The following is a 20099-nucleotide window of genomic DNA, read 5'->3' on the forward strand; positions in this document are numbered from 1 at the left end:
TATTCGCCGTTCGCGGGCTCCGTGGCAGGAGAGATTTGCCATGATTGCCGTCAGCCATTAAGGGTTTTTGCATGCAACGTCTGGTCAACAAGCGCATCCTCCTGGGAGTCACCGGTGGCATCGCCGCCTATAAGGCCGCCGATCTGGTCCGCCGCCTTCAGGACGCGGGAGCTCAGGTCCGGGTCGTGATGACCCAGGGCGCCTGCGAGTTCATTACCCCATTGACCATGCAGGCGCTATCCGGCCACCCGGTTCATACCACCCTGCTGGACCCGGCTGCCGAGGCCGCCATGGGCCACATTGAACTGGCTCGCTGGGCCGACCTGGTGTTAATTGCTCCAGCATCTGCCAATTTCATGGCGCGCCTGGCCCATGGGCACGGCAACGATTTGCTCTCCACCCTGTGTCTGGCAACGGGCGCCCCCATTGCCATCGCGCCGGCCATGAACCAGCAAATGTGGGCGGACACCAGCACCCAGAAGAACCTGCTTATCCTGCAAGAGAAAGGCATTCATGTTTTCGGCCCCGGTTCCGGAAGCCAGGCCTGCGGCGATGTGGGCGCAGGGCGCATGCTGGAACCCCTGGAGATCATCCAGCAGGCCGCCGAAGTGTTCGATTACTCCCTGCTCACCGGCAAACATGTGGTCATCACCGCCGGCCCCACCCGGGAAGCCATCGACCCGGTGCGCTACATCACCAACAAGAGCTCCGGGAAAATGGGCTTTGCGCTGGCAGAGGCCGCCGCCGAAGCTGGCGCTCGCGTCACCCTGATTGCCGGACCGGTGAATCTGCCCACGCCCAACCGGGTGGATCGGATTGATGTGGTGCGCGCAGTGGATATGTACGAGACCTGTATGGAGGTAGTCGAAACAGGCTGTGACGTCTTTATCGCCACCGCTGCCGTAGCCGACTATCGCCCCACCGTGACAGCCGATCACAAGATCAAGAAGTCCACCGAAGAAATCCATCTGACACTGGTGAAAAACCCCGACATCGTTGCCTCTGTAGCTGAACACAACAAGCGGCCCTTCACTGTCGGTTTTGCCGCCGAGACCCAGGATGTCATGGCCTATGCCCAGGGCAAGCTGGTCAACAAGAAACTGGACATGATTGCCACCAACGACGTCTCGGGCAGTAACGTGGGATTCAACAGCGACAACAATGCCCTCACCGTGATTTGGCCTGGCGGCCACAAGGTGCTGCCACTGGCATCCAAGACACAAATCGCCAAACAGCTTATTGAACTGATTGCGATCCGGTATAAAGACTGAATCCAACCACAAGGACACACCGATGAAACTGCAGTACCGGGTTCTGGACCCCCGCCTTGGCGACAGCATCCCTTTGCCCCACTACGCGACCGATGGCTCTGCGGGACTGGATCTGCGCGCCATGGTCAAGGAACCCCTCACCCTTGCTCCCGGTGACACCCAGTTACTACCCACAGGCATGTCTATCCATATTAGCGATCCCGGCTTCGCCGGCATGATCCTGCCCCGCTCCGGGCTGGGCCACAAACACGGCATTGTGCTCGGCAATCTGGTGGGGCTGATCGACTCCGATTACCAGGGAGAGCTGATGGTATCCTGCTGGAATCGCGGCCAGCAGCCCTTCACCATCGAAGCCGGCGAGCGCATTGCCCAATTGGTGATTGTCCCGGTCATGCAGGTAGAACTCGAACAGGTCGACAACTTCAGCGCCAGCGAAAGGGGAAGCGGGGGCTTTGGTCACAGCGGCCGCCATTAATAATAACGTCCTTAAGAGACGGGTTTCTGGAGGGGATAATGGGAAAGAACAAGAACAACGGCGACAAGCCCATGACGGTCAGCGCCATGAAGCAAATCCTGCCATTAATGGTCACTGGCATCGCGGCTATTGTATTGAGTATTGGCGGCCTGTTTGTCTACCAGAGCAACCATGAAAAGGTCGCGCTTGAACAAAGCCAGGCCAAGGCACTGGCTTCCGCCATAGCCAATCAGGTACGGGGTCTGATTCACGAGGCCAGCACCCAACTCGACCTGCTGGCCGATCGCCCCGAAGTGGAAAATGCTCTCGCCAACAACACCCTGACACAGTTCAATGCCTCCCCCCATTTATGGCAACCCGACTCAACCCTGATCCTGGTGCCCCGCCGTGGCGCGGACACCAGCCAGTTCAGTTACACGGCCCAGGAATTATTGAAAGAAGTCCGACTGGGCCAACAACCCAAACCGGTTGTGATTGCCGGAAAGCCCCCTGAACTGGTGATTGCGCGCGCCACCAAAAACCAGAATGGCACCCTGCTCCTGACCCGCTCCCTTGCGTCCTTGTCAACGCTGGTCAATGCAGCCCTCCCCGATGGCGCCAAACTGGAAATCAAGTTTGGCAATGCCGGTATTTTTGCCAACGGACAGAGCGCCAATGGAGCAAAAAGCACGGCCTCTGCGGGCCCCGTCAAGGCCACTGTCGTCCTGCCCCGTGCCGACAGCCAACTCGTGGTACTGGCGACAGCGGCCATCGGGCTTTCGGTTGTCTTGCTGCTACTGGTCACTCTGGTCGTGAACCGCTTGCTGGCACGCGCCCTGCGCCAGGATGCCGCCGAGCTGATCCGCTACAGCGACGAGCTGGCACGACAGCCCGGCGTCACCGCCCGCAACCACTTTCACTTCGATATTTTCCAGACTGTTAACACCGCCCACGCCAAGACCGTTGAGAAATTACGGGAGCGAGGCGGAGTGCGCAAAGCCCGCAAAACGCCGGAAGCCGCCCCCATGGAAATCGCCGAAGAAATGGATGACGGCATCCTGCTGACCGATGAGCAACAAACCGAGTCCCTGCCGGATGATATCTTCCGTGCTTACGACATTCGCGGCGTGGCTGGCGTGTCCCTTACCGCCCAGGCTGCCTACCTGCTAGGCCGGGCTATCGGCACCGAAGCCAGCGATGCCGGCCAGCAAACCGTACTGGTAGCCCGCGATGGTCGCCTGTCCAGCCCGGAGCTGACCCGCTCACTGATCAAGGGGTTGCTGGAAGCCGGTCGTGACGTCATCGACCTGGGACTGGTACCCAGCCCGGTGCTCTATTACGCCACCGAGGTGCTGGAAACCCAGACCGGCGTCATGGTCACCGGCAGTCACAACCCTCCGTCCCACAACGGCATGAAGATCGTCATCAATGGCGAGACCCTGTTTGGTGATCGTATTCAGTCGCTCAAGGAACGCATCAAGTCCCGGGACTTCTCCGAAGGCCGCGGCAGAGAAGAGCAACGCGACATTACCGACCGCTACCTGAACGACGTGGTCAACGACATCGTGCTGGCCCGCCCGCTGAAGATCGCTATCGATTGCGGTAATGGCGCCACCGGCGAGCTGGCGCCGCGCCTGTTCACCCAGCTGGGCTGCGAAGTCACACCGTTATACACCGATATCGACGGCAACTTCCCCAACCACGCCCCGGACCCGGGCAACCCGGACAACCTGCAAGACCTGGTGCGCATGGTTCAACAGGAACAGCTGGATCTCGGCCTGGCCTTCGATGGCGATGGCGACCGGGTTGCCGTGGTCACCAATCGGGGCGAAATTATCTGGCCTGACCGCCTGCTGATGTTGTTCGCCCGCGATTTGCTCGGCCGCACCCCCGGCGCCGACATCCTGTTCGACGTGAAATGCAGCCGCGCCCTTCCGGCTATCATCCGCAAGAGCGGCGGCCGTCCGATGATGTATAAAACCGGGCACTCCCTGATCAAGGCCAAGATGAAAGAAACCGGCGCCCCTCTGGCTGGCGAAATCAGTGGTCACATCTTTTTTGCGGATCGCTGGTTTGGCTGCGATGACGGCATGTATGCCGGCTGCCGCCTGCTGGAAATCCTGTCGCTACTCGATGATCCGGCCAGCCAGGTGTTTGCCGGCCTGAAGACCGGCATTACCACGCCCGCTCTCTACATTGAGGTAGCGGAAGACAAGAAGTTCCAGCTGGTGGATGCACTTAGCGCCCGCGCCGAGCAATTTGCCGGCGGCCGCCCCACGACCATTGACGGACTACGTGTGGACTTCCCGGATGGCTGGGGCCTGGTGCGGGCCTCCAACACCACCGCCTCACTGGTCGCCCGCTTTGAAGGTCGCGACGAGGAAGCCCTGCAACGGGTCAAGACCCAGTTCCGCAACCACCTGAAAGCCGTTGACGACAGCCTGGACGTGCCGTTCTAGAGGCACCGTTCCGGGCAACGCGAAACTGCGGTTTTTCCCGTATAATCCCGCTTCGCAGGGAGGCAATGGCACAGGCCATTGCCTCCCTGCCCGGAATTCACCGCCCACGTTCAGGAGACATGATGGACGCCAACAGTGCGCACGATACCGCCCGGATTCTGATTGAAGCGCTGCCTTATATTCAGCGTTTTACCGGCACCACCGTGGTCATCAAATATGGCGGTAACGCCATGGAAAACGACGAGCTGAAGAACAGCTTTGCCCGTGATGTGGTGATGATGAAACAGGTGGGCATCAACCCGGTGATCGTCCATGGCGGTGGCCCACAGATCGGCAGCCTGCTGGAGCGCCTGGGCAAGGAATCCAAATTCATTCAGGGCATGCGGGTGACCGACCGAGAGACCATGGACGTGGTACAGATGGTCCTCGGCGGGCTGGTCAACAAGGACATCGTCAACCTGATTCAGCACAACGGCGGTCAGGCCATCGGCCTGACGGGCAAGGACGGCCGACTGATCAAGGCGCGCAAGATGCTGCTCAAGGCCCAGGACGAAAACGACCCGGCCCTGAAGACCTCCGAGATCATCGACATCGGTCATGTGGGCGAAGTGCAGGGCATCGACACCCGCGTTATCGACCTGCTCTCCGGCAGTGATTTCATCCCGGTGATTGCCCCCATCGGGGTCGATAATGACGGCGTCAGCTACAACATCAACGCCGACCTGGTGGCCGGCAAGGTGGCCGAAGTCCTTCGCGCGGAAAAGCTGATCCTGCTGACTAACGTGGCCGGTCTCAAAGACAAGCAAGGCAAGGTCCTCACCGGTCTCAATGCGGACCGGGTGAACGACCTGATCAAGGACGGCACCATTCACGGCGGCATGCTGCCGAAAATCGGCTGCGCCCTGGAAGCAGTCCAGAACGGTGTGCATACCTCGCACATCATTGATGGCCGCGTCTCCCACGCCGTGCTGCTGGAGATCCTGACCGACAAAGGCATCGGCACCCTGATCAGCAAGGACTGAGCACAAACAACCCGAGCAAGGTGCCAGGGGGAAGGCACCTTGCCATCAGATGCATCGCTACAACAGAACAATCACTGGGGAACGACGATTCATGACAGACAAGAAACCGTCTCGCAAAGAGCAGATCCTGCAGTCGCTCGCCCACATGCTGGAAGCCGAACCCGGAGGGCGGATTACCACCGCCGGGCTGGCCCGCGAAGTGGGTGTCTCCGAGGCGGCCCTCTACCGGCATTTTCCCAGCAAGGCGAAAATGTTCGAAGGGCTGATCAGTTTTATTGAAGAAGCGATTTTCTCGCGGATCAATCGCATCACCGAAGACGGCAGCGCCGCCAGTCAGGTGGAGCAGATTCTCGCACTGATGCTGGCCTTCACCGAGCGCAACCCGGGCATTACCCGACTGCTCACCGGTGATGCCCTTACCGGTGAAAACGAGCGCCTGCACCAACGTATCCAGCAGTTCTACGACCGCGTGGAGACCCAGCTCAAACAGGTATTGCGCGACGCGGAATTCAAGGAAGGGCTACGCACCCAGGCCACCCCCACGATCACCGCCAACTTGCTGCTGGCCGTAGTGGAAGGCCGCATTGCCCAGTTTGTACGTTCCGGTTTCAAGCAGAAACCCAGCCAGGACTGGCCCGCTCAATGGGAGCTACTGGCCCCCACCCTGTTCCGCTGAACGCCGCCCGGCCTTGCCGGGCGAAATTCATCACGGGGCACACCGGCCCTCAGATGTCCCGGCTGACCTGCGCCTGACGCAGCAACTGCACAAACTCACTCCGATAACCATACGGATCTTCGCCGCGATTGTTCTGTGCCAATGCAATCGCCTCCTCCAGGGTCCAGTTGCCGCTGAACTTGCTGCCCTTGATGATCTGGGCAGCGCCCGCCACCGCCACAGCAAATTCCACCTCCTGGCGAGCCTCTGCAGAAAGGGCCGGCTGGCTCATGGCTACCGGGGTCTGTAGCAGTCGGGAACGGGATTCCCCCGGCCGCTTATAACGCAACTTGATGAACGCATACTCGTTGCTCTGCGCCCCTGCGGTCGCCGCATTCTCCCTGGCACCATAACGCGGGGGGTCGATTAACGGCGTCTTGTCTGCCGGGGTAATTTCGTAAAGCGCCGTGACGGTATGGCCAGCACCGATCTCCCCGGCGTCCACGCTGTCGTTATTGAAATCTTCACGCTCCAGCGCGCGGGTTTCGTAACCCAGCAAACGGTACTCCTGCACGGTGGCCGGGTTGAACTCCACCTGAATTTTCACGTCTTCAGCAATGGTGAACAGCGACGAGGTTGATTCTGTTACCAGCACCTTGCGCGCTTCGTTGAGGTTATCGATATAGGCCGCCACCCCGTTGCCGTTCTGGGCCAGGGTCTGCATCAAATGATCGTTATAGTTGCCCTGGCCAAACCCCAGGACAGACAGGTAAATGCCCTTCTCGCGCTGGCGACTGACCAGCGCCTCCAGTGACCGCGGGTCTGTAACGCCAACATTGAAATCACCATCGGTGGCAAGAATCACTCGATTGATGGCCTTCTCATCAAAGTGTTGTTCTGCCAGCTGATACGCCAGCTGGATACCCTCCCCTCCAGCGGTAGAGCCGCCCACCTGCAAGCGGCTCAGGGCCTGGGTAATCGCCGTACGGTCTTTCACGGCCGTGGGCGGCAGTACCACCCCGGAGGCCCCGGCATACACCACAATGGCCACGCTATCCTCGGGGTGCATGTCCTTGACCATCATCGATAACGATTGCTGTAGCAGTGGCAGCTTGTCCGGCGCGCCCATGCTGCCGGAGACATCAAGCAGGAAAACCAGATTGGCGCGGGGACGGCTGGAGGCGTCCACCTGATAACCCTTGATGCCGATATGCACCAGCTTGTTGCCTGCAGTCCAGGGTGATTCCACCACTGTCACCCCGGTGCTGAACGGTGTATCCGGGCTGGCCGGGGCGGTGTAGTCATAATCGAAATAGTTGACCCACTCCTCCAGGCGCACTGCGTCCGGAGTCGGCAGCCGCCCCTCGTTGATCATCCGCCGGGAGAAGCTGTAGGACGCGGTATCCACATCAATGGAAAACGTCGACACCGGATCAACAGAAGCCTGCTTGACGGTGTTTTCTTCAACCGCCTCAAAGCGGTCACGGGACGGCTGCGGCAGGGGCTGCGGCGCCGGCATCGCCATCATTTTGGCCTGCGGCTGCATCCGCGCCGGTGAGGCCATGGCATCCACCAGCAGCTGCTCTCGTTGGGCCGGTTGGCCCGTCTGACTGTCCGCCAGCGTTTCCTGGCCGCCGTTTTGGCAACCCGCGCTCAACAGCGTCAGGACCCCCGTACACAAGCCCACAGCCAGTGGACCAGAGGGCATCAGGGAACGGTAACGTTGCAGCGTTGCAATGGGACGGGTAAGGCTCATGTCGATCTCCATCAAGGTCGGTTTCCTTAATGAGACGGACAGCCTGGACAATTGCTTCAGGAACTGTGACCCGTTTTCGAAGGAACCTGCGACAACAAGACGTTACCCTGCGATTGCTATTGCCCCACGGCCTGCCGTGCCATCTGTATCAGCTGTTCCCCCAGAGCACATGCGTCTGCGGTCAAGCCCGGCTCCAGCGGCGATAATGGGGCGGGATAATCCTGGCGGGACAGTGTAAGCCGTTGCAGAAACGTCTCCGCCGCCGCCACAGAACAGTCCTCTTGCTGCAAGTGCCGAAGCGATAGCGCCAATGCCTGGAAACGCCCCTCCGGGCTATCAGAAAGATGCGCCTGATCACCGGCATACACGGCCATGAACCCATTCCAATCCGGAACGGGCATCGCCAGAGCCGCCGCCGGGCGTTGTGGCGGCTCAGCCCTGTCTTCGAACGCGAACGACTGATCGGCAGACGATTGCTTGTGCATCGGGGCGTCCACCTGCGCCCTTGCCTGTGGGGCTGGGTGGGATTCTGCCATGGGCGACGCCGGCGGAGAGAACTCCTGGGGCGGGTCATTCACAAACACCAACACACCCGCCAGCAGCACACTGGCCGCCGCCCCGGCCATGGCGAAACGCCGCCAGACACCCTGTCGTGCCGCCACCGTCTCCCGGGACTCCAGCAAGGCCACCCACTGCTGCCGAAGTATATTGCTGTTGGCCAACGCAACCGTCAGCCACTCCTGCTGCGCCGACGTCAGCCGGCCGTCGGCATGAGCGGCGAGAATCTCATCCGTGGTGGCAAAGCCCTCAAACTCCGGCCTCGACAGCAGGGACGGCTGATCCTGATACCGCAATGCCCTGAACAGGCTTTTTTCTGTTTCAGGATTCAAGGTTCACCTCCCCGGCAGCGGTAGTGTCGGCCAGCCCCATCACACGCAGGGCCTGCTCAAGTTGATGGTGCAAGCCCGCCAGACGGCGCTGCACCGTTGCCGCACTGGTTCCCAGCAGCGTGGCAATCTTGCGACTGGAGAGGCCGTCTTCGTAACTGAGCGACAGCAACAAACGATCGTCTGCCGTCAAAGCCAAACGCCTGATCAGCTCGTTCAGCACGTCTTCTTCATCAGACGGACCCGACCCCACGGTTGCATCAGCAGGATTCAGCAAGCGACCCAGCACGGCCAACGCGTGCTGATGTTGCGTGCGGGCCAGTGCCTGATCCACGCTGTCTCCGGCATCGTCAGGCAACTGCTCCAGCCCCAGCTCTGTCACACAACATTCCGAGAATCCCGGTTCACCACAGCGCGGAATACGCTGCTTGATCACCGCAATCGCCTCACGTACCAGTCCGTCGACAAACTCTTTACCCAACACCTGCATAAGGGTTTCCGGCCACTGACGCTCCAGACACAGCATCCGCCATAACCGAACCCAGGCCTGCCCCTTCTCCTGCAGCCATTGCGGGGGCCGGGGCCGCCCAAAACGGCGACGGGCAAAATCTTCCATGGCTCGGCCAGCGACCGCATAGGCATACGTGGCCGGTGCGCTTTTTCCACCAAAAGCACGTAAACGCTGCCAATCCGCTTCGCTAAGCGCGTCCAGCATGGCCGCAGCGGCCTCTTCCGCCAGTGCCGGCTGGACAAACCGCTTTGCCGCCATACGGTCGAGCCCGGCAAGAAATGCCGGGTCCAGAATCACGGAAGACCAGTCCACCGGGATGTCGGACCTGTTTGCTGAAGTCATCAAGAGAAAGGAATCACGTTGCGATCAGTCACGTCGGGCTCCATTAAACCCGCGGCACCGCCAGCACCGCAAAGGTATCGCCAATATTTACCCGGGCAGGATGCCGACGCCCCAGCAGCATGGCGTCATAGGGAGCGCGATACTCCACCGGGGGTTGGCCGGTCCGCTCCAGCGAATACACCCGGGCAATCACCTCTCCCTGCTGCAGCCACTGGCCCAGCGTCACGGTGAATTCAAGAATGCCCGCATGCTCGCTGACCCGGTAGGCGTCGCCATCCGGAATTTCCAGCGCTTGCGAGACGGCCTCCACGGGCTCGCCAGGCAGGATCCCGGCAAAGCGCAGCACGTTGTCCACCCCCTGCTCCGCCAACGCGACCGTCTCCGGCGTGGTGGTGCCGCCGCCACGCAGTTCGGTACTGATAAACACCTTGCCCTGGGCTTCCACCACACTGTCGAACAGCACCTCCCCTTCCAGTTCGGCCATGAACAGGGTGAAGGGCGCACCGAAGGCCGTGGCCCCCGCCAAACAGCGCGCCTCAAAGGCCTTGTCGTCCATGCGATGGGTCGCCGCGAAAGGCAGCAGATCCAGGGTGCGGCCCCCGGAATGGATATCCAGCACCACATCCGCCAGCGGCACCAGATAACGGGTCAGGTAATCCGCCAGTTTTTCTGTCAGCGTCCCGGCGGGATTGCCGGGAAAACAGCGATTCAGGTTACCGCCATCCAGCGGCGAGGTGCGGCTACCATTGACCACCGCCGGATGATTGAGCATGGGAAGAATGATCACCCGGCCACGAATCTGCTCCGGCCGCAGACGATTGGCCAACTTGATCAGCGCGGTAATGCCCTCGTATTCATCACCGTGATTGCCCCCGGTCAACAGTGCGGTTGGCCCATCGCCATTGCGCACTACCGTGATGGGCGTCATCACATGCCCCCAGGCCGAGCCATCATGGGAATAGGGCAGTTTCAGAAAGCCGTGCTGAATGCCATCACGCTGGAATTCCACAGTGGCGCTGAGGGGACTGTTGCTCATGCAGAAGGACACCCGTTACTGGACAGTGTCGCCATATTGCGCCTTTCCATGTTTACTTTCACCGGGTTTGGCTGTCATCACGATGACGAAATCTGTATCCGCCAGCCGCCTTGAGACAGAAAAGTTGATCTGCATCAAAACTGGCAAGTTCTGCTTGATTAGCCTGAGGCGAATCAATGGAGGACACCCTATGCAGCCCCAGCCCAACAAGCCCATCCAACCGCGCAATCCCGCCCTTAGCCAGGCCGTGACCAAAGAGGCGTTACACCAACAGCTGGAAATCATGACCCAGCGAGTGCTGGACCCGGACATCGGCCTCTACGGACCCGACTCCATGGCCTGGAAGATTCACGGCAATATCTCTGTGATGTTTGGGGCTGGCGCCGCCAACCTGTTGCAGCTGGCCCATCCCTGGGTCTCCCAGGCCATTGATCAGCATTTCCAGACCCAGACAGACCCCATGGGCCGACTGCAACGCACCTTTCTGAATGTGCACTCCATGGTCTTCGGCAATCTGGACCAGGTGCTGGACTCGGCCGTACGGGTACACAACATCCATGCAAAAATCACCGGCCAGATCTCCGAGTCCACCGGGCGTACCCAGAAACAAAGCCAGTACTTCGCCAACCAGGTAGAAGCGCTGTTGTGGGTGCACGCCACCCTGTGGATCGTCGCCCTGCGGGTCCACGAAATGTTCTATGGCGCGCTCAGCCAGGCCGAGCGGGAACAGTATTACGAGGAATCAAAACTGTTTGCCTTCCTGTTCGGCATTCCCGAACAGGCCATGCCGGAGAACTGGGATGCCTATGTGGCCTGGTTCAACGAGGTGGTGACGTCCGATCTGCTGGCGGTAGGTACGGTGGGCCGCGAATTGGTGGACTACCTGTTCAGCATGCGCCCCTGGCTAATGCCGTTCCTCAACCGCCATCGCATTCATACTGCCGTACTGCTGCCAGACTCCCTGCGCAGGCCTTTCGGCATGCCCGAGGTCACCCCCGAGGTGCAGAAAAAGTTCGACATGGATGTGCGCCTGATCCGAACGGCCATGAAGTGTGTGCCGGTACACCTGCGCTGGATTCCCTCACAGATCGAAGCGCGCCGCCGCATCCAGGGCAAAAAAGCGGATCTGATCACGCGACTGACCAACAAAATCGTCTACGGGCGCCCATTGCTGGTGTCGTAACCCCACCAGCGCGCTGCGCCGGAGGAACAGAACCTCGGGCGCAGCGGGTATGACGGGCCGCAACCTTCCCCCTATAATGCGCCTTTTACCGGGATCACAGGACACCGTCATCATGGCCGACAAAGGCACGCTCTATATCGTTTCCGCCCCCTCTGGCGCCGGCAAGACCAGCCTTGTCGCCGCCCTGGTGGAGAAGGTGCCACGGCTGCGCATTTCGGTGTCTCATACCACTCGCACCATGCGGCCGGGCGAGGAAGACGGGGTCAACTACCACTTCACTGACCGCGACAGCTTTGTCCGCCAGGTCGAACAAGGGCGCTTTCTGGAACACGCCGAAGTGTTCGGCAACCTGTACGGCACCAGCGCCGATTGGGTAAAGCAGACCCTTAACGGCGGCGAAGATGTGATCCTGGAAATCGACTGGCAGGGGGCCACCCAGATCCGCAAACAGCTGCCCGATGCCGTCAGCATCTTCATTCTGCCCCCCTCTCTGGACATCCTTGCCCAACGCCTGCGTGGTCGGGAGACCGACGATGATGCGGTAATCCAGCACCGTCTGGACGGTGCTCAGGACGAAATGAGCCACTTCGCCGAGTTCGATTACCTGATCGTCAACGATGACTTTCAACGGGCCCTCTACGAGCTGGGAGCCATCGTCGAGGCTCGCCGTCTGGACACTCCCCGTCAGCAAGCGCGGCTGGCCAGCACCCTGGAAGACCTGCTCCGCGATCGTCGCCACTAAGGCTGCGGGCGCGCCAGACTGGACTGATCAAGCTTTCGCCATTAAAATCCCCGCCTTGCGAATTTGAGTTGGTGTTGCCCGGTGGTGGCACCCGCCTGTAGGAGAACAGCATGGCCCGTGTAACCGTTGAAGATTGCCTGGAACAACTGGATAACCGCTTCGAGCTGGTGCTGGTGGCAGGCAAACGCGCCCGCCAACTGCAGACCGGTGGCAAAGAGCCCCGCGTCGCCTGGGAAAACGACAAGCCCACCGTAGTGGCCCTGCGTGAAATCGCTGAAGGTCACGTCACGGCCGAATCCGTGGACAGCCCCATGGCTGACCGCAGCGCCGACGTGGACGAGCTGGCACTGCTGACCCAGTCTTTCGGCGAATAAGCGCGCCATCTTTGCCCTCCTGCGCACCCGCGCAGGAGCGGAAACAGGAAGGCACCTGCCTTCCCGATGCCTGCATTTCCCTGATAGTTATTCCCTCTGCGGGTTATCACCCGTTGCATGTCTCCTTGTCATAGACAAAACCTGCCCTCAAATCTAAGCTAACAGGTACTTCTTACTTGCTACTCGCCAAGGGCGTGACGAGGCCTTTTGCCCACGATTCATAACCTGGAAAAACGGTTACGCAGTTATCTGGACGACGAGCAGATCGCCCAGGTCGTACGCGCTTACCATTTCGCCGAGCAGGCCCATGAAGGCCAGTACCGGCGCACCGGGGACCCTTACATCACCCACCCTCTGGCCGTGGCCAACATTCTCACGGACATGCACATGGACCATGCCTCGCTCATGGCGGCCATGCTGCACGATGTGATCGAAGATACCGGCATCAGCAAGGAACAACTGGCCGAGGAATTCAGCGAAGAAGTGGCCGAGCTGGTCGATGGCGTCTCCAAGATTGCCCAGATCAAGTTCGAATCGAAGGCCGAACAGCAAGCGGAAAACCTGCGCAAGATGATGCTGGCCATGACCCGGGATATCCGGGTCATTCTGATCAAGCTGGCCGATCGTCTGCACAACATGCGCACCCTGCATGTCATGCGTGCTGAAAAACGCCGCCGTATCGCCACAGAAACCCTGGAAATCTACGCCCCCATCGCCTTCCGGCTGGGCATGTACAACATGCGCGTGGAGTACGAGGACCTGGCGTTCCATGCCATTCACCCCATGCGCGCCAAGCTGATTGGCCAGGCGGTGAAGAAGGCCCGTGGCAATCGCAAGGAAATCCTCACCACCATCAAGACCAGCCTCGAGCACTGCCTGGAAGAAGAAGGCATCGAAGCCCGGGTCCTGGGTCGCGAGAAGCACCTGTTCAGCATCTATTCGAAGATGAAAGAACAGCACAAACCGTTCGCGGACATCATGGATGTGTTCGGTTTCCGCATCATCGTCGACCGGGTAGACACCTGCTACCGGGTACTGGGGGCGGTGCACAATTACTTCACGCCGATCCCCGGTCGCTTCAAGGATTACATCGCCATCCCCAAGGCCAATGGCTATCAGAGCCTGCACACCACCCTCAAGGCGCGCTCCGGCATTCCGCTGGAAATGCAGATCCGCACCGAGGAAATGGAGGCCATGGCCAACAACGGCATCGCCGCCCACTGGCTGTACAAGTCCGACGGCGAACCGGGCACGCCCACCCACAGCCGCACCCAGAGCTGGATGCAGCGCCTGCTGGAACTGCAGCAGAAGACCGGTAACTCCATGGAGTTTATCGAGAATGTGAAGGTGGACCTGTTCCCGGACGAAGCCTATATATTCACCCCCAAGGGGGACATCAAGGAGCTGCCCGGCGGGGCCACCGCGGTGGATTTTGCCTACGCCGTGCACACCAAGGTGGGCAACAAGTGCGTGGCGGCCCGTATCGACGGCAAGCTCGCCGCGCTGTCCACGCCACTGGAATCGGGGCAGACCGTCAAGATCATCACCGCCCCCAATGCCACCCCCAACCCGGCCTGGCTCAACTTTGTCGTCACCGGCAAGGCGCGCACCAACATTCGCCACTTCCTGAAGCACCAACAACGCGAAGATGCCGTGGAGCTGGGGCAGCGACTACTGGAAAAAGCCCTGCACAGCTACGACATGGGCCTGGATGATCTGCCCATCGAACGGGTGGTCAGCGAACTGGCCGGCAACGGCTATGTGGAGCTGGACGACCTGCTGGAAGATATCGGTATCGGTAACCGACTGGCACCGCTGGTGGCCCGCAAGCTGGCGGGCGCCCGCGACGATGACGAACGCCAGCATGAAGACGATCGCCGCCCTCTCGCAATCCGCGGCAGCGAAGGCTTGATGGTCAGCTATGCCAAGTGCTGTTATCCACTGCCCGGCGACACCATTATCGGCCACCTCAGTGCAGGCCGGGGCATCGTGGTCCACCGCGACACCTGCAAGAACCTGCTGGCCGAAATGCGTAACGCCCCGGAAAAATGCATTGCGCTGAGCTGGGACAAGGACGTGGAGCAGGAATTCACCGCGGCGCTGCGCATCGAGCTGATCAACAAACGGGGGGTACTTGCCACTCTGGCCAACAGCGTGTCCGAACTGGGCTCCAATATCGACACCATCGACATGGCAGAAAAAGACCCCACCCTCACCACACTGAACGTGTCCATGACGGTGAAAGACCGTATCCACCTGGCCCGCATCATCAAGAAACTTAGAACCCTGGACAGCATCGTCCGAATTCATCGCCTTTGAGGTCGCTGAATCCTGTGCCCCTGTGGGAGCTTGCCTGCAAGCGATGTCATACATCCAATACAGCAAATCGCTTGCAGGCAAGCTCCCCACAGCAGGGATGTGGGCGGTATTGCGTGCCGGCGGGCGGCATGCCAGCATAGCCGCTTCCTTATTTCGCCTGACGGCCATGGCCGGGGCTCAACCGACGAAGAACGCATCATGTCTAACCATTCCGTCATCAGCACCGACAAGGCACCGCAAGCCATTGGCACCTACTCCCAGGCCATCAAGGCCGGCTCTACCGTTTATCTGTCTGGCCAGATTCCCCTGGTTCCGGACACCATGGAGCTGGTGGAAGGTGACATGGAAGCGCAGATCGAGCAGGTCTTCAGCAACCTGACGGCAGTCTGCGAAGCCGCTGGTGGCAACCTGCAGGACATCGTGAAACTGAATATCTTCCTCACTGATCTGAGCCACTTCGCCCTGGTGAACGAAGTCATGGCACGCCACTTCAAGCAGCCCTACCCAGCCCGAGCCGCCATCGGCGTCGCCGCGCTGCCCAAGGGCGCCCAGGTGGAAATGGACGGGATCATGGATATCGCCTGAGCCTTACCCGCACACACCGGAGTAAACGCCCGCTTCGCGCGGGCGTTGTTGTTTTCGGCCCACAGGATGAACGGCGTTCCTCCATTAAGACCAACGCAGGGGGGACAGCTCCGTTGAAAAAGCGCAATATCAATAACGCAATGCCAAGGACAGGAGTCCGCAGCAGCGGCATCAAAGCGTAATCACATCAAGCAAGGGAGAGCGATATGGATACCGCCACCCATGACCTGAACACCCTGTTTGCCCAGCTTGGCCTGGCCAACAGTGATGACGATATCGAAGAGTTCATTCACCAACATGGTGGGCAGCTGGCTGACAGCATGCACCTTCATCAAGCCCCATTCTGGAACCCCTCCCAGTCGAAATTCCTGGCAGAGGCCGTGCGCGAAGATGCGGATTGGGCAGAAGTGGTGGACTCGCTCAGCGCCCTGTTAAGACATTGAAGGGGCAGCTTTGAGCTTTGAGCTTTGAGCTTTGAGCTTTGAGCTTTGAGCTTTGAGCTTTCAAAAGCATCCCCGCTGTGGGAGCTTGCCTGCAAGCGATCGGAGCCTTGGCGAAGGTAAAGATTCCAGAAACGAGTGATGAGTAGCGGGTTTCGAAAGGCAAAACACTCGCAACTCAACTGCAAACCTCGCTATCGCTCGGATCGCTTGCAGGCAAGCTCCTACAGAGGCAGCCCCGAAGTGGGTGCGCGAGCACTGTCTTGTTTTGTGTGGCACAGCCTCAATTCGCGTTGCAGCTTGAAACTTGAAGCTTGTATCTACCCGATCGGCAGCAACAATAGAACTCTGTCGAAAAACAGGCAGTACAACGCAATAGGTATCGGTAACCCAATCAGGGTACCGACAAGATAGGGGCGCAGAGGCACACCGCTGAGCCCCAGGGTGTAATTCAACGCGGGCATGGTCTGAAGCAGGATCCGCAGCAGTGCCACGCTGCGAATCGGGTGGGTATCCAGCCGGGCCAGAATACTCTTCGCCCAGGGATTGTTGATTTCTCTCAGGGCATTACCACCCAGCCCACGCACCAGCGTGAAGGTGACCAGGCATGACGTAACCGCCGCCAGATAGGTAACCAGCCCCCCCATCACGGTACCCAGCGCAAGGATCGCCGCCACAAGGAAAATCCAGCCGGGCAGCTGAATCAGGTTACCGATCACAAACACCAGCACAAAGGCGAGCACACCCGTGACCGGATTGGCTTCAAGCTGGGCACGCAGAAAGGATACCGACATCTGCTCCCGCAGGCCGCTAAGCTCAACCGTGATCAGCACCAGTGCCACGATCATGACGAGCATGATCAATCGACGATAGCGCGTGAGCGTGAGTGAAGAGAGTGACATGGGCACGACAAGCATCCTGATTGCAGTCAGCCGTGAGTGTACCCCATTGGCCACGGGAGAGAATGTGAAGGCAGCATGACCCTGTCACTGACAGCGCCTCTCAGTCAGCCCCCGTCGCCTACAGGCAGGGCAACCTGCCCCCTGTGGGAGCTTGCCTGCAAGCGATTAAAGTGTTGAGCCAGCTGCCGCAAGGCAAAAGCCAGGCGATCAGCCCAGCCCCAGCTCGGAATCCAGGACCGCCTGATAGCCTTCCGGAAGCACGTCGGCCCAGGCATCCAGGCCCTTTCGTAACCCTTCCAGAGTATCCGCCACCAGGTTGGCATGGCCCACCTTGCGGCCCGGTCGCACGCTCTTTCCGTACCAGTGCACCACACCCGGGTGTTGCAACCAGGCGCTTTCGAAAGGCGTGCCGATCAGGTTAACCATGGCAGAGGGGCCATGGACGTTGAGCGCGTGCAGCGGCACTCCGGCCAGGGCGTGGACGTGCAGGTCGAACTGGGACCAGTCCGCGCCTTCGTGAGTCCAGTGACCGGAGTTGTGGACCCGCGGGGCAATTTCGTTGACCATCAACTGGCCATCCACTTCGAAGAACTCCACCGCCATGACACCGGCGTAATCCAGTTCTTCCATGATGCCCTTGAGCATCTGTTCCGCTGGCTTCTGCAGATCGCTACAGGCATTGGCTGGTGCCAGACTCAGGCGCAGGATACCGTCCACATGCCAGTTGCGGGTCAGCGGGTAGAACAGGGTTTCGCCGCTAATACTGCGCGCCCCCACGATGGACAGTTCACGGCGGAAGGGAATCTTTTGCTCGATGATGGCTTTGCCGGCCAGCTCTGCCGCAGGCACGGAAGAGAGATCACCCCCTTCGCCCACAATCCAGGTGCCACGACCGTCATAGCCGCCGGTGCGGGCTTTCACCACCACACCGCCAAACTGCGCGACAGCCGCCTGCAGATCCTCTGCCTTGTCCAGGGTGACCCAGGGCGCGGTGGGGATGCCCAGCTTGTCGAGCATGGATTTCTGGGTGAAGCGATCCGGGATCACCTGCAGGGCACCGCGGGCCACGCAGCGGTCGCTTCTGGCCAGATCCGCCGACAGGCCCTCTTCCGGAAACGCTTCGCGCTCCACGGTAATCACCGGGTAACGCTCCTGGCATTCTTCCCAGCTGACCGGTACCGCCAGATCAGAGGTGCCTGGCAGCAGCAGCGCTCGCTCCGGATCGTAACGGTCCACCACCAGCCCCAGCCGGGCTGCGGCCTCCGCCATCATCAGGCCAAGCTGGCCACCACCAAGAACGAGTACGCGATTCATAGCAGATCCGTTAGTCACAAGCAGGGGCGAATTGAGGGTCGGGCCTAGCCCTGGCCCAGCTCCGCGTTGGCCAGCACCTCGTCAGCACGCGAGGCTTTCCATTCAGCAATCTTGTTCAGCAGCTCTGGATTCTCCGCTGCCAGCATCTGCGACGCCAGCAGCCCGGCATTCCAGGCCCCGGCCGCGCCGATCGCCAAGGTACCCACCGCCACGCCCTTGGGCATCTGCACGATGGACAACAGGCTGTCCCAGCCAGACAGGGTCCGGCTTTTCACCGGCACACCGAGCACTGGCAGCGGGGTCAGGGCGGCGATCATGCCCGGCAGGTGAGCCGCACCACCGGCACCGGCGATGATGACCTTGTAGCCGTTTTCGTGGGCACTTTTGGCGAAGTCGTACATGCGCTGGGGGGTGCGGTGGGCAGAGACCACCTCGGCTTTCCAGCCAACACCGAACTGGGTCAGGGCGTCACAGGCTTCTTTCATGGTTTCCCAATCGGATTGGGAGCCCATTACCACGGCAACCGGTGTACTCATGCACATCTCTCCATTGCGCCCACCACGGGCCTTTGCGGCGCATCAGGAGGGTCTGGCACCGCCACGGATAAAATTTGAGGCGCACACTTTACTAATGCCAGCGCCGGAGGCAAGTCTGACGGCGAAAAAATGACCAACGAAACCGTCATTGCCCGACAGGAGGGCGATTTTAGCGTGAAAACGCCGGAAATGCGCTTCAAGAGCCGTTCAAGGGAACAAGGTGAACGTTAAAACGTGGGCCCGGCATGCAGCCAACAGCCAGATTGCCCATCCTGTGGGAGCTTGCCTGCAAGCGATTCAGGCCGGAAAGCTCAAAATCGCCGGCAGGCCGGCTCCCACAGAGGGGGACACCACCTGCCCCTTTTGAACTTTCAACTATCCCGGTCCGCCAGCACCCGTGCATACCCTTCACGGTAACCGGGATACTTGAGGGTGTAGTGACCTTGAGAGATATACCGACTTCTAACCTGTTTGCCGGCGGGGGGGGCGTCGCGCGTATCGCCGGGAACCTCCAGGCTTAGCCCTTGCTGCTGTGCCAACCACTGCAACACATCCAGATTACGGCCACCCACCGAGTCCGTACCCACCACCAGCGGCGGCATCTCCTGCCCCTCCAGCCAGCCGCTCACCACACAGTGCAGCAGGCCCACGCAGTCATCGCGGTGGATACGGTTAGTCCACTGAGACGCCGGCAGGGCCTCTTCGCCCCTGGCCAACCGCGCCGCCTTGTCGATCTGGCGATAGCGGCCAGGCCCATAGATACCGGTGAAGCGTACCACCGTGGCCATGCTGCGGGCGCTGATTTCCTCTTCCGCGGCCAGCAATACCTTGCCGTTATAGCGGGACGGCCTGGGCGACGTTAGCTCATCCACCTCGCCGGCCAGTTCACCGAAGACGGCACTGCTGGACACAAACACCACTGGCGGCAGGGGTTGTTGTTGGGCCAGGGCATCCAGCAAGGTCAGCGGCGCCCGCACGAACGCCTTCAGGTAACCCGCTTCGCTGTACTCGGACGGCGTCATGATGATCACCAGCAGATCCACCTGATCCGGCGGCAACATGGCCGCGCCCTCAGTGAGATCCTGGCTATACAACTCCACCCCTGCCGGACACTGCTGCCCGCGGCGGATGGCACTGACCCGATGCCCCTCGGCCAACAACACTTGCGCCAGCCCCGAGCCCAGATCCCCGAGACCCGCAATCAGGATATGAGACATATCGCTCCAAATTAAAAACGCGTGTTTAACAACCGCTGGCCGCACGACATTCTGCAACCGCGGCACAACAGCCCAAAATCTGGTACCACACCCG

The 20099-nt window shown here is 60.4% G+C and carries 19 protein-coding genes; 11 read left to right on the forward strand and 8 right to left on the reverse strand.

Annotated features, from left to right (window positions below):
• Nucleotides 1-71 precede the first annotated feature (71 nt).
• From coaBC to slmA, 5 genes are all read left to right on the forward strand, one after another.
• Nucleotides 72-1271, forward strand: a complete 1200-nt coding sequence (gene coaBC / locus D4A39_RS07625; protein ID WP_022985746.1) for a bifunctional phosphopantothenoylcysteine decarboxylase/phosphopantothenate--cysteine ligase CoaBC — start codon at nucleotides 72-74, stop codon at nucleotides 1269-1271.
• Between the two features lie 22 nt (nucleotides 1272-1293).
• On the forward strand, nucleotides 1294-1746 hold the full coding sequence (gene dut / locus D4A39_RS07630) for a dUTP diphosphatase (protein ID WP_022985747.1): 453 nt from the start codon (nucleotides 1294-1296) through the stop codon (nucleotides 1744-1746).
• A gap of 38 nt (nucleotides 1747-1784) precedes the next feature.
• The gene (locus D4A39_RS18200) at nucleotides 1785-4184 is read left to right on the forward strand and encodes a phosphomannomutase/phosphoglucomutase (RefSeq protein ID WP_022985748.1); all 2400 of its coding nucleotides are present in this window, start codon (nucleotides 1785-1787) and stop codon (nucleotides 4182-4184) included.
• 122 nt (nucleotides 4185-4306) lie between these two features.
• Nucleotides 4307-5206, forward strand: a complete 900-nt coding sequence (gene argB, locus D4A39_RS07640) for an acetylglutamate kinase (protein ID WP_022985749.1) — start codon at nucleotides 4307-4309, stop codon at nucleotides 5204-5206.
• Nucleotides 5207-5297: 91 nt separating this feature from the next.
• Nucleotides 5298-5882 carry a nucleoid occlusion factor SlmA gene (gene slmA / locus D4A39_RS07645; RefSeq protein ID WP_022985750.1) on the forward strand — a complete coding sequence of 195 codons (585 nt, stop codon included), beginning with the start codon at nucleotides 5298-5300 and terminating at the stop codon, nucleotides 5880-5882.
• A gap of 49 nt (nucleotides 5883-5931) precedes the next feature.
• Here the strand turns inward: slmA and D4A39_RS07650 are convergent, their stop codons facing one another.
• The 4 genes from D4A39_RS07650 to doeB form a co-directional block, all read right to left on the reverse strand.
• Nucleotides 5932-7617 carry a vWA domain-containing protein gene (locus tag D4A39_RS07650; protein WP_199175724.1) on the reverse strand — a complete coding sequence of 562 codons (1686 nt, stop codon included), beginning with the start codon at nucleotides 7615-7617 and terminating at the stop codon, nucleotides 5932-5934.
• A 116-nt stretch (nucleotides 7618-7733) separates the two neighbouring features.
• Entirely contained in the window at nucleotides 7734-8507 is a 774-nt protein-coding gene (locus D4A39_RS07655) for a hypothetical protein (protein WP_102790478.1), read from the reverse strand.
• Nucleotides 8497-9357 (reverse strand): RNA polymerase sigma factor, encoded by an 861-nt coding sequence (locus tag D4A39_RS07660; RefSeq protein ID WP_102790477.1) that lies wholly within the window; start codon nucleotides 9355-9357, stop codon nucleotides 8497-8499. The genes D4A39_RS07655 and D4A39_RS07660 overlap by 11 nt, the downstream gene beginning before the upstream one ends.
• A 43-nt stretch (nucleotides 9358-9400) precedes the next feature.
• The gene (gene doeB, locus D4A39_RS07665) at nucleotides 9401-10393 is read right to left on the reverse strand and encodes a N(2)-acetyl-L-2,4-diaminobutanoate deacetylase DoeB (protein WP_022985754.1); all 993 of its coding nucleotides are present in this window, start codon (nucleotides 10391-10393) and stop codon (nucleotides 9401-9403) included.
• A 190-nt stretch (nucleotides 10394-10583) separates the two neighbouring features.
• Here doeB and D4A39_RS07670 point away from each other — a divergent pair, with 190 nt between their 5' ends.
• The 6 genes from D4A39_RS07670 (at nucleotide 10584) to D4A39_RS07695 (ending at nucleotide 16039) form a co-directional block, all read left to right on the forward strand.
• Nucleotides 10584-11576, forward strand: coding sequence for an oxygenase MpaB family protein (locus tag D4A39_RS07670; RefSeq protein ID WP_158586922.1), 993 nt, complete (start codon nucleotides 10584-10586; stop codon nucleotides 11574-11576).
• A gap of 112 nt (nucleotides 11577-11688) precedes the next feature.
• A complete protein-coding gene (gene gmk / locus D4A39_RS07675) occupies nucleotides 11689-12318 on the forward strand; it encodes a guanylate kinase (protein ID WP_199699432.1) in 630 nt (209 codons plus the stop codon).
• Between the two features lie 110 nt (nucleotides 12319-12428).
• Nucleotides 12429-12692: a DNA-directed RNA polymerase subunit omega gene (gene rpoZ / locus D4A39_RS07680; RefSeq protein ID WP_022985758.1), complete on the forward strand. Its 264-nt coding sequence runs from the start codon at nucleotides 12429-12431 to the stop codon at nucleotides 12690-12692.
• A 207-nt stretch (nucleotides 12693-12899) separates the two neighbouring features.
• A complete protein-coding gene (gene spoT / locus D4A39_RS07685) occupies nucleotides 12900-15011 on the forward strand; it encodes a bifunctional GTP diphosphokinase/guanosine-3',5'-bis pyrophosphate 3'-pyrophosphohydrolase (protein ID WP_102790475.1) in 2112 nt (703 codons plus the stop codon).
• Nucleotides 15012-15209: 198 nt separating this feature from the next.
• Complete coding sequence (locus tag D4A39_RS07690) at nucleotides 15210-15596, forward strand: RidA family protein (RefSeq protein ID WP_102790474.1); 387 nt, start codon at nucleotides 15210-15212, stop codon at nucleotides 15594-15596.
• Nucleotides 15597-15802: 206 nt separating this feature from the next.
• Complete coding sequence (locus D4A39_RS07695; RefSeq protein ID WP_119917806.1) at nucleotides 15803-16039, forward strand: DUF2789 domain-containing protein; 237 nt, start codon at nucleotides 15803-15805, stop codon at nucleotides 16037-16039.
• 317 nt (nucleotides 16040-16356) lie between these two features.
• Here D4A39_RS07695 and D4A39_RS07700 read toward each other — a convergent pair whose 3' ends face one another.
• The 4 genes from D4A39_RS07700 to D4A39_RS07715 all read right to left on the reverse strand — a co-directional run bounded on the left by D4A39_RS07700 (nucleotide 16357) and on the right by D4A39_RS07715 (nucleotide 20005).
• The gene (locus D4A39_RS07700; protein WP_031226621.1) at nucleotides 16357-16938 is read right to left on the reverse strand and encodes a TVP38/TMEM64 family protein; all 582 of its coding nucleotides are present in this window, start codon (nucleotides 16936-16938) and stop codon (nucleotides 16357-16359) included.
• 207 nt (nucleotides 16939-17145) lie between these two features.
• Complete coding sequence (locus D4A39_RS07705; protein ID WP_119917807.1) at nucleotides 17146-18252, reverse strand: 5-(carboxyamino)imidazole ribonucleotide synthase; 1107 nt, start codon at nucleotides 18250-18252, stop codon at nucleotides 17146-17148.
• Between the two features lie 44 nt (nucleotides 18253-18296).
• Nucleotides 18297-18788, reverse strand: a complete 492-nt coding sequence (gene purE / locus D4A39_RS07710; RefSeq protein ID WP_022985764.1) for a 5-(carboxyamino)imidazole ribonucleotide mutase — start codon at nucleotides 18786-18788, stop codon at nucleotides 18297-18299.
• Nucleotides 18789-19159: 371 nt separating this feature from the next.
• Nucleotides 19160-20005 (reverse strand): NAD-dependent epimerase/dehydratase family protein, encoded by an 846-nt coding sequence (locus D4A39_RS07715; RefSeq protein WP_119917808.1) that lies wholly within the window; start codon nucleotides 20003-20005, stop codon nucleotides 19160-19162.
• Nucleotides 20006-20099: the final 94 nt, after the last annotated feature.

The organism is Alcanivorax profundi (assembly GCF_003597125.1).
Lineage (GTDB): Bacteria > Pseudomonadota > Gammaproteobacteria > Pseudomonadales > Alcanivoracaceae > Alcanivorax > Alcanivorax profundi.

What these genes read in the sequence shown, in the direction of transcription:
- coaBC (WP_022985746.1), top strand. Translation starts at nt 72, where the DNA reads ATGCAACGTCTGGTCAACAAGCGCATCCTCCTGGGAGTCACCGGTGGC.
- dut (WP_022985747.1), top strand. Translation starts at nt 1,294, where the DNA reads ATGAAACTGCAGTACCGGGTTCTGGACCCCCGCCTTGGCGACAGCATC.
- D4A39_RS18200 (WP_022985748.1), top strand. Translation starts at nt 1,785, where the DNA reads ATGGGAAAGAACAAGAACAACGGCGACAAGCCCATGACGGTCAGCGCC.
- argB (WP_022985749.1), top strand. Translation starts at nt 4,307, where the DNA reads ATGGACGCCAACAGTGCGCACGATACCGCCCGGATTCTGATTGAAGCG.
- slmA (WP_022985750.1), top strand. Translation starts at nt 5,298, where the DNA reads ATGACAGACAAGAAACCGTCTCGCAAAGAGCAGATCCTGCAGTCGCTC.
- D4A39_RS07650 (WP_199175724.1), bottom strand. Translation starts at nt 7,617, where the DNA reads ATGAGCCTTACCCGTCCCATTGCAACGCTGCAACGTTACCGTTCCCTG.
- D4A39_RS07660 (WP_102790477.1), bottom strand. Translation starts at nt 9,357, where the DNA reads ATGACTTCAGCAAACAGGTCCGACATCCCGGTGGACTGGTCTTCCGTG.
- doeB (WP_022985754.1), bottom strand. Translation starts at nt 10,393, where the DNA reads ATGAGCAACAGTCCCCTCAGCGCCACTGTGGAATTCCAGCGTGATGGC.
- D4A39_RS07670 (WP_158586922.1), top strand. Translation starts at nt 10,584, where the DNA reads ATGCAGCCCCAGCCCAACAAGCCCATCCAACCGCGCAATCCCGCCCTT.
- gmk (WP_199699432.1), top strand. Translation starts at nt 11,689, where the DNA reads ATGGCCGACAAAGGCACGCTCTATATCGTTTCCGCCCCCTCTGGCGCC.
- rpoZ (WP_022985758.1), top strand. Translation starts at nt 12,429, where the DNA reads ATGGCCCGTGTAACCGTTGAAGATTGCCTGGAACAACTGGATAACCGC.
- D4A39_RS07690 (WP_102790474.1), top strand. Translation starts at nt 15,210, where the DNA reads ATGTCTAACCATTCCGTCATCAGCACCGACAAGGCACCGCAAGCCATT.
- D4A39_RS07695 (WP_119917806.1), top strand. Translation starts at nt 15,803, where the DNA reads ATGGATACCGCCACCCATGACCTGAACACCCTGTTTGCCCAGCTTGGC.
- D4A39_RS07700 (WP_031226621.1), bottom strand. Translation starts at nt 16,938, where the DNA reads ATGTCACTCTCTTCACTCACGCTCACGCGCTATCGTCGATTGATCATG.
- D4A39_RS07705 (WP_119917807.1), bottom strand. Translation starts at nt 18,252, where the DNA reads ATGAATCGCGTACTCGTTCTTGGTGGTGGCCAGCTTGGCCTGATGATG.
- purE (WP_022985764.1), bottom strand. Translation starts at nt 18,788, where the DNA reads ATGAGTACACCGGTTGCCGTGGTAATGGGCTCCCAATCCGATTGGGAA.
- D4A39_RS07715 (WP_119917808.1), bottom strand. Translation starts at nt 20,005, where the DNA reads ATGTCTCATATCCTGATTGCGGGTCTCGGGGATCTGGGCTCGGGGCTG.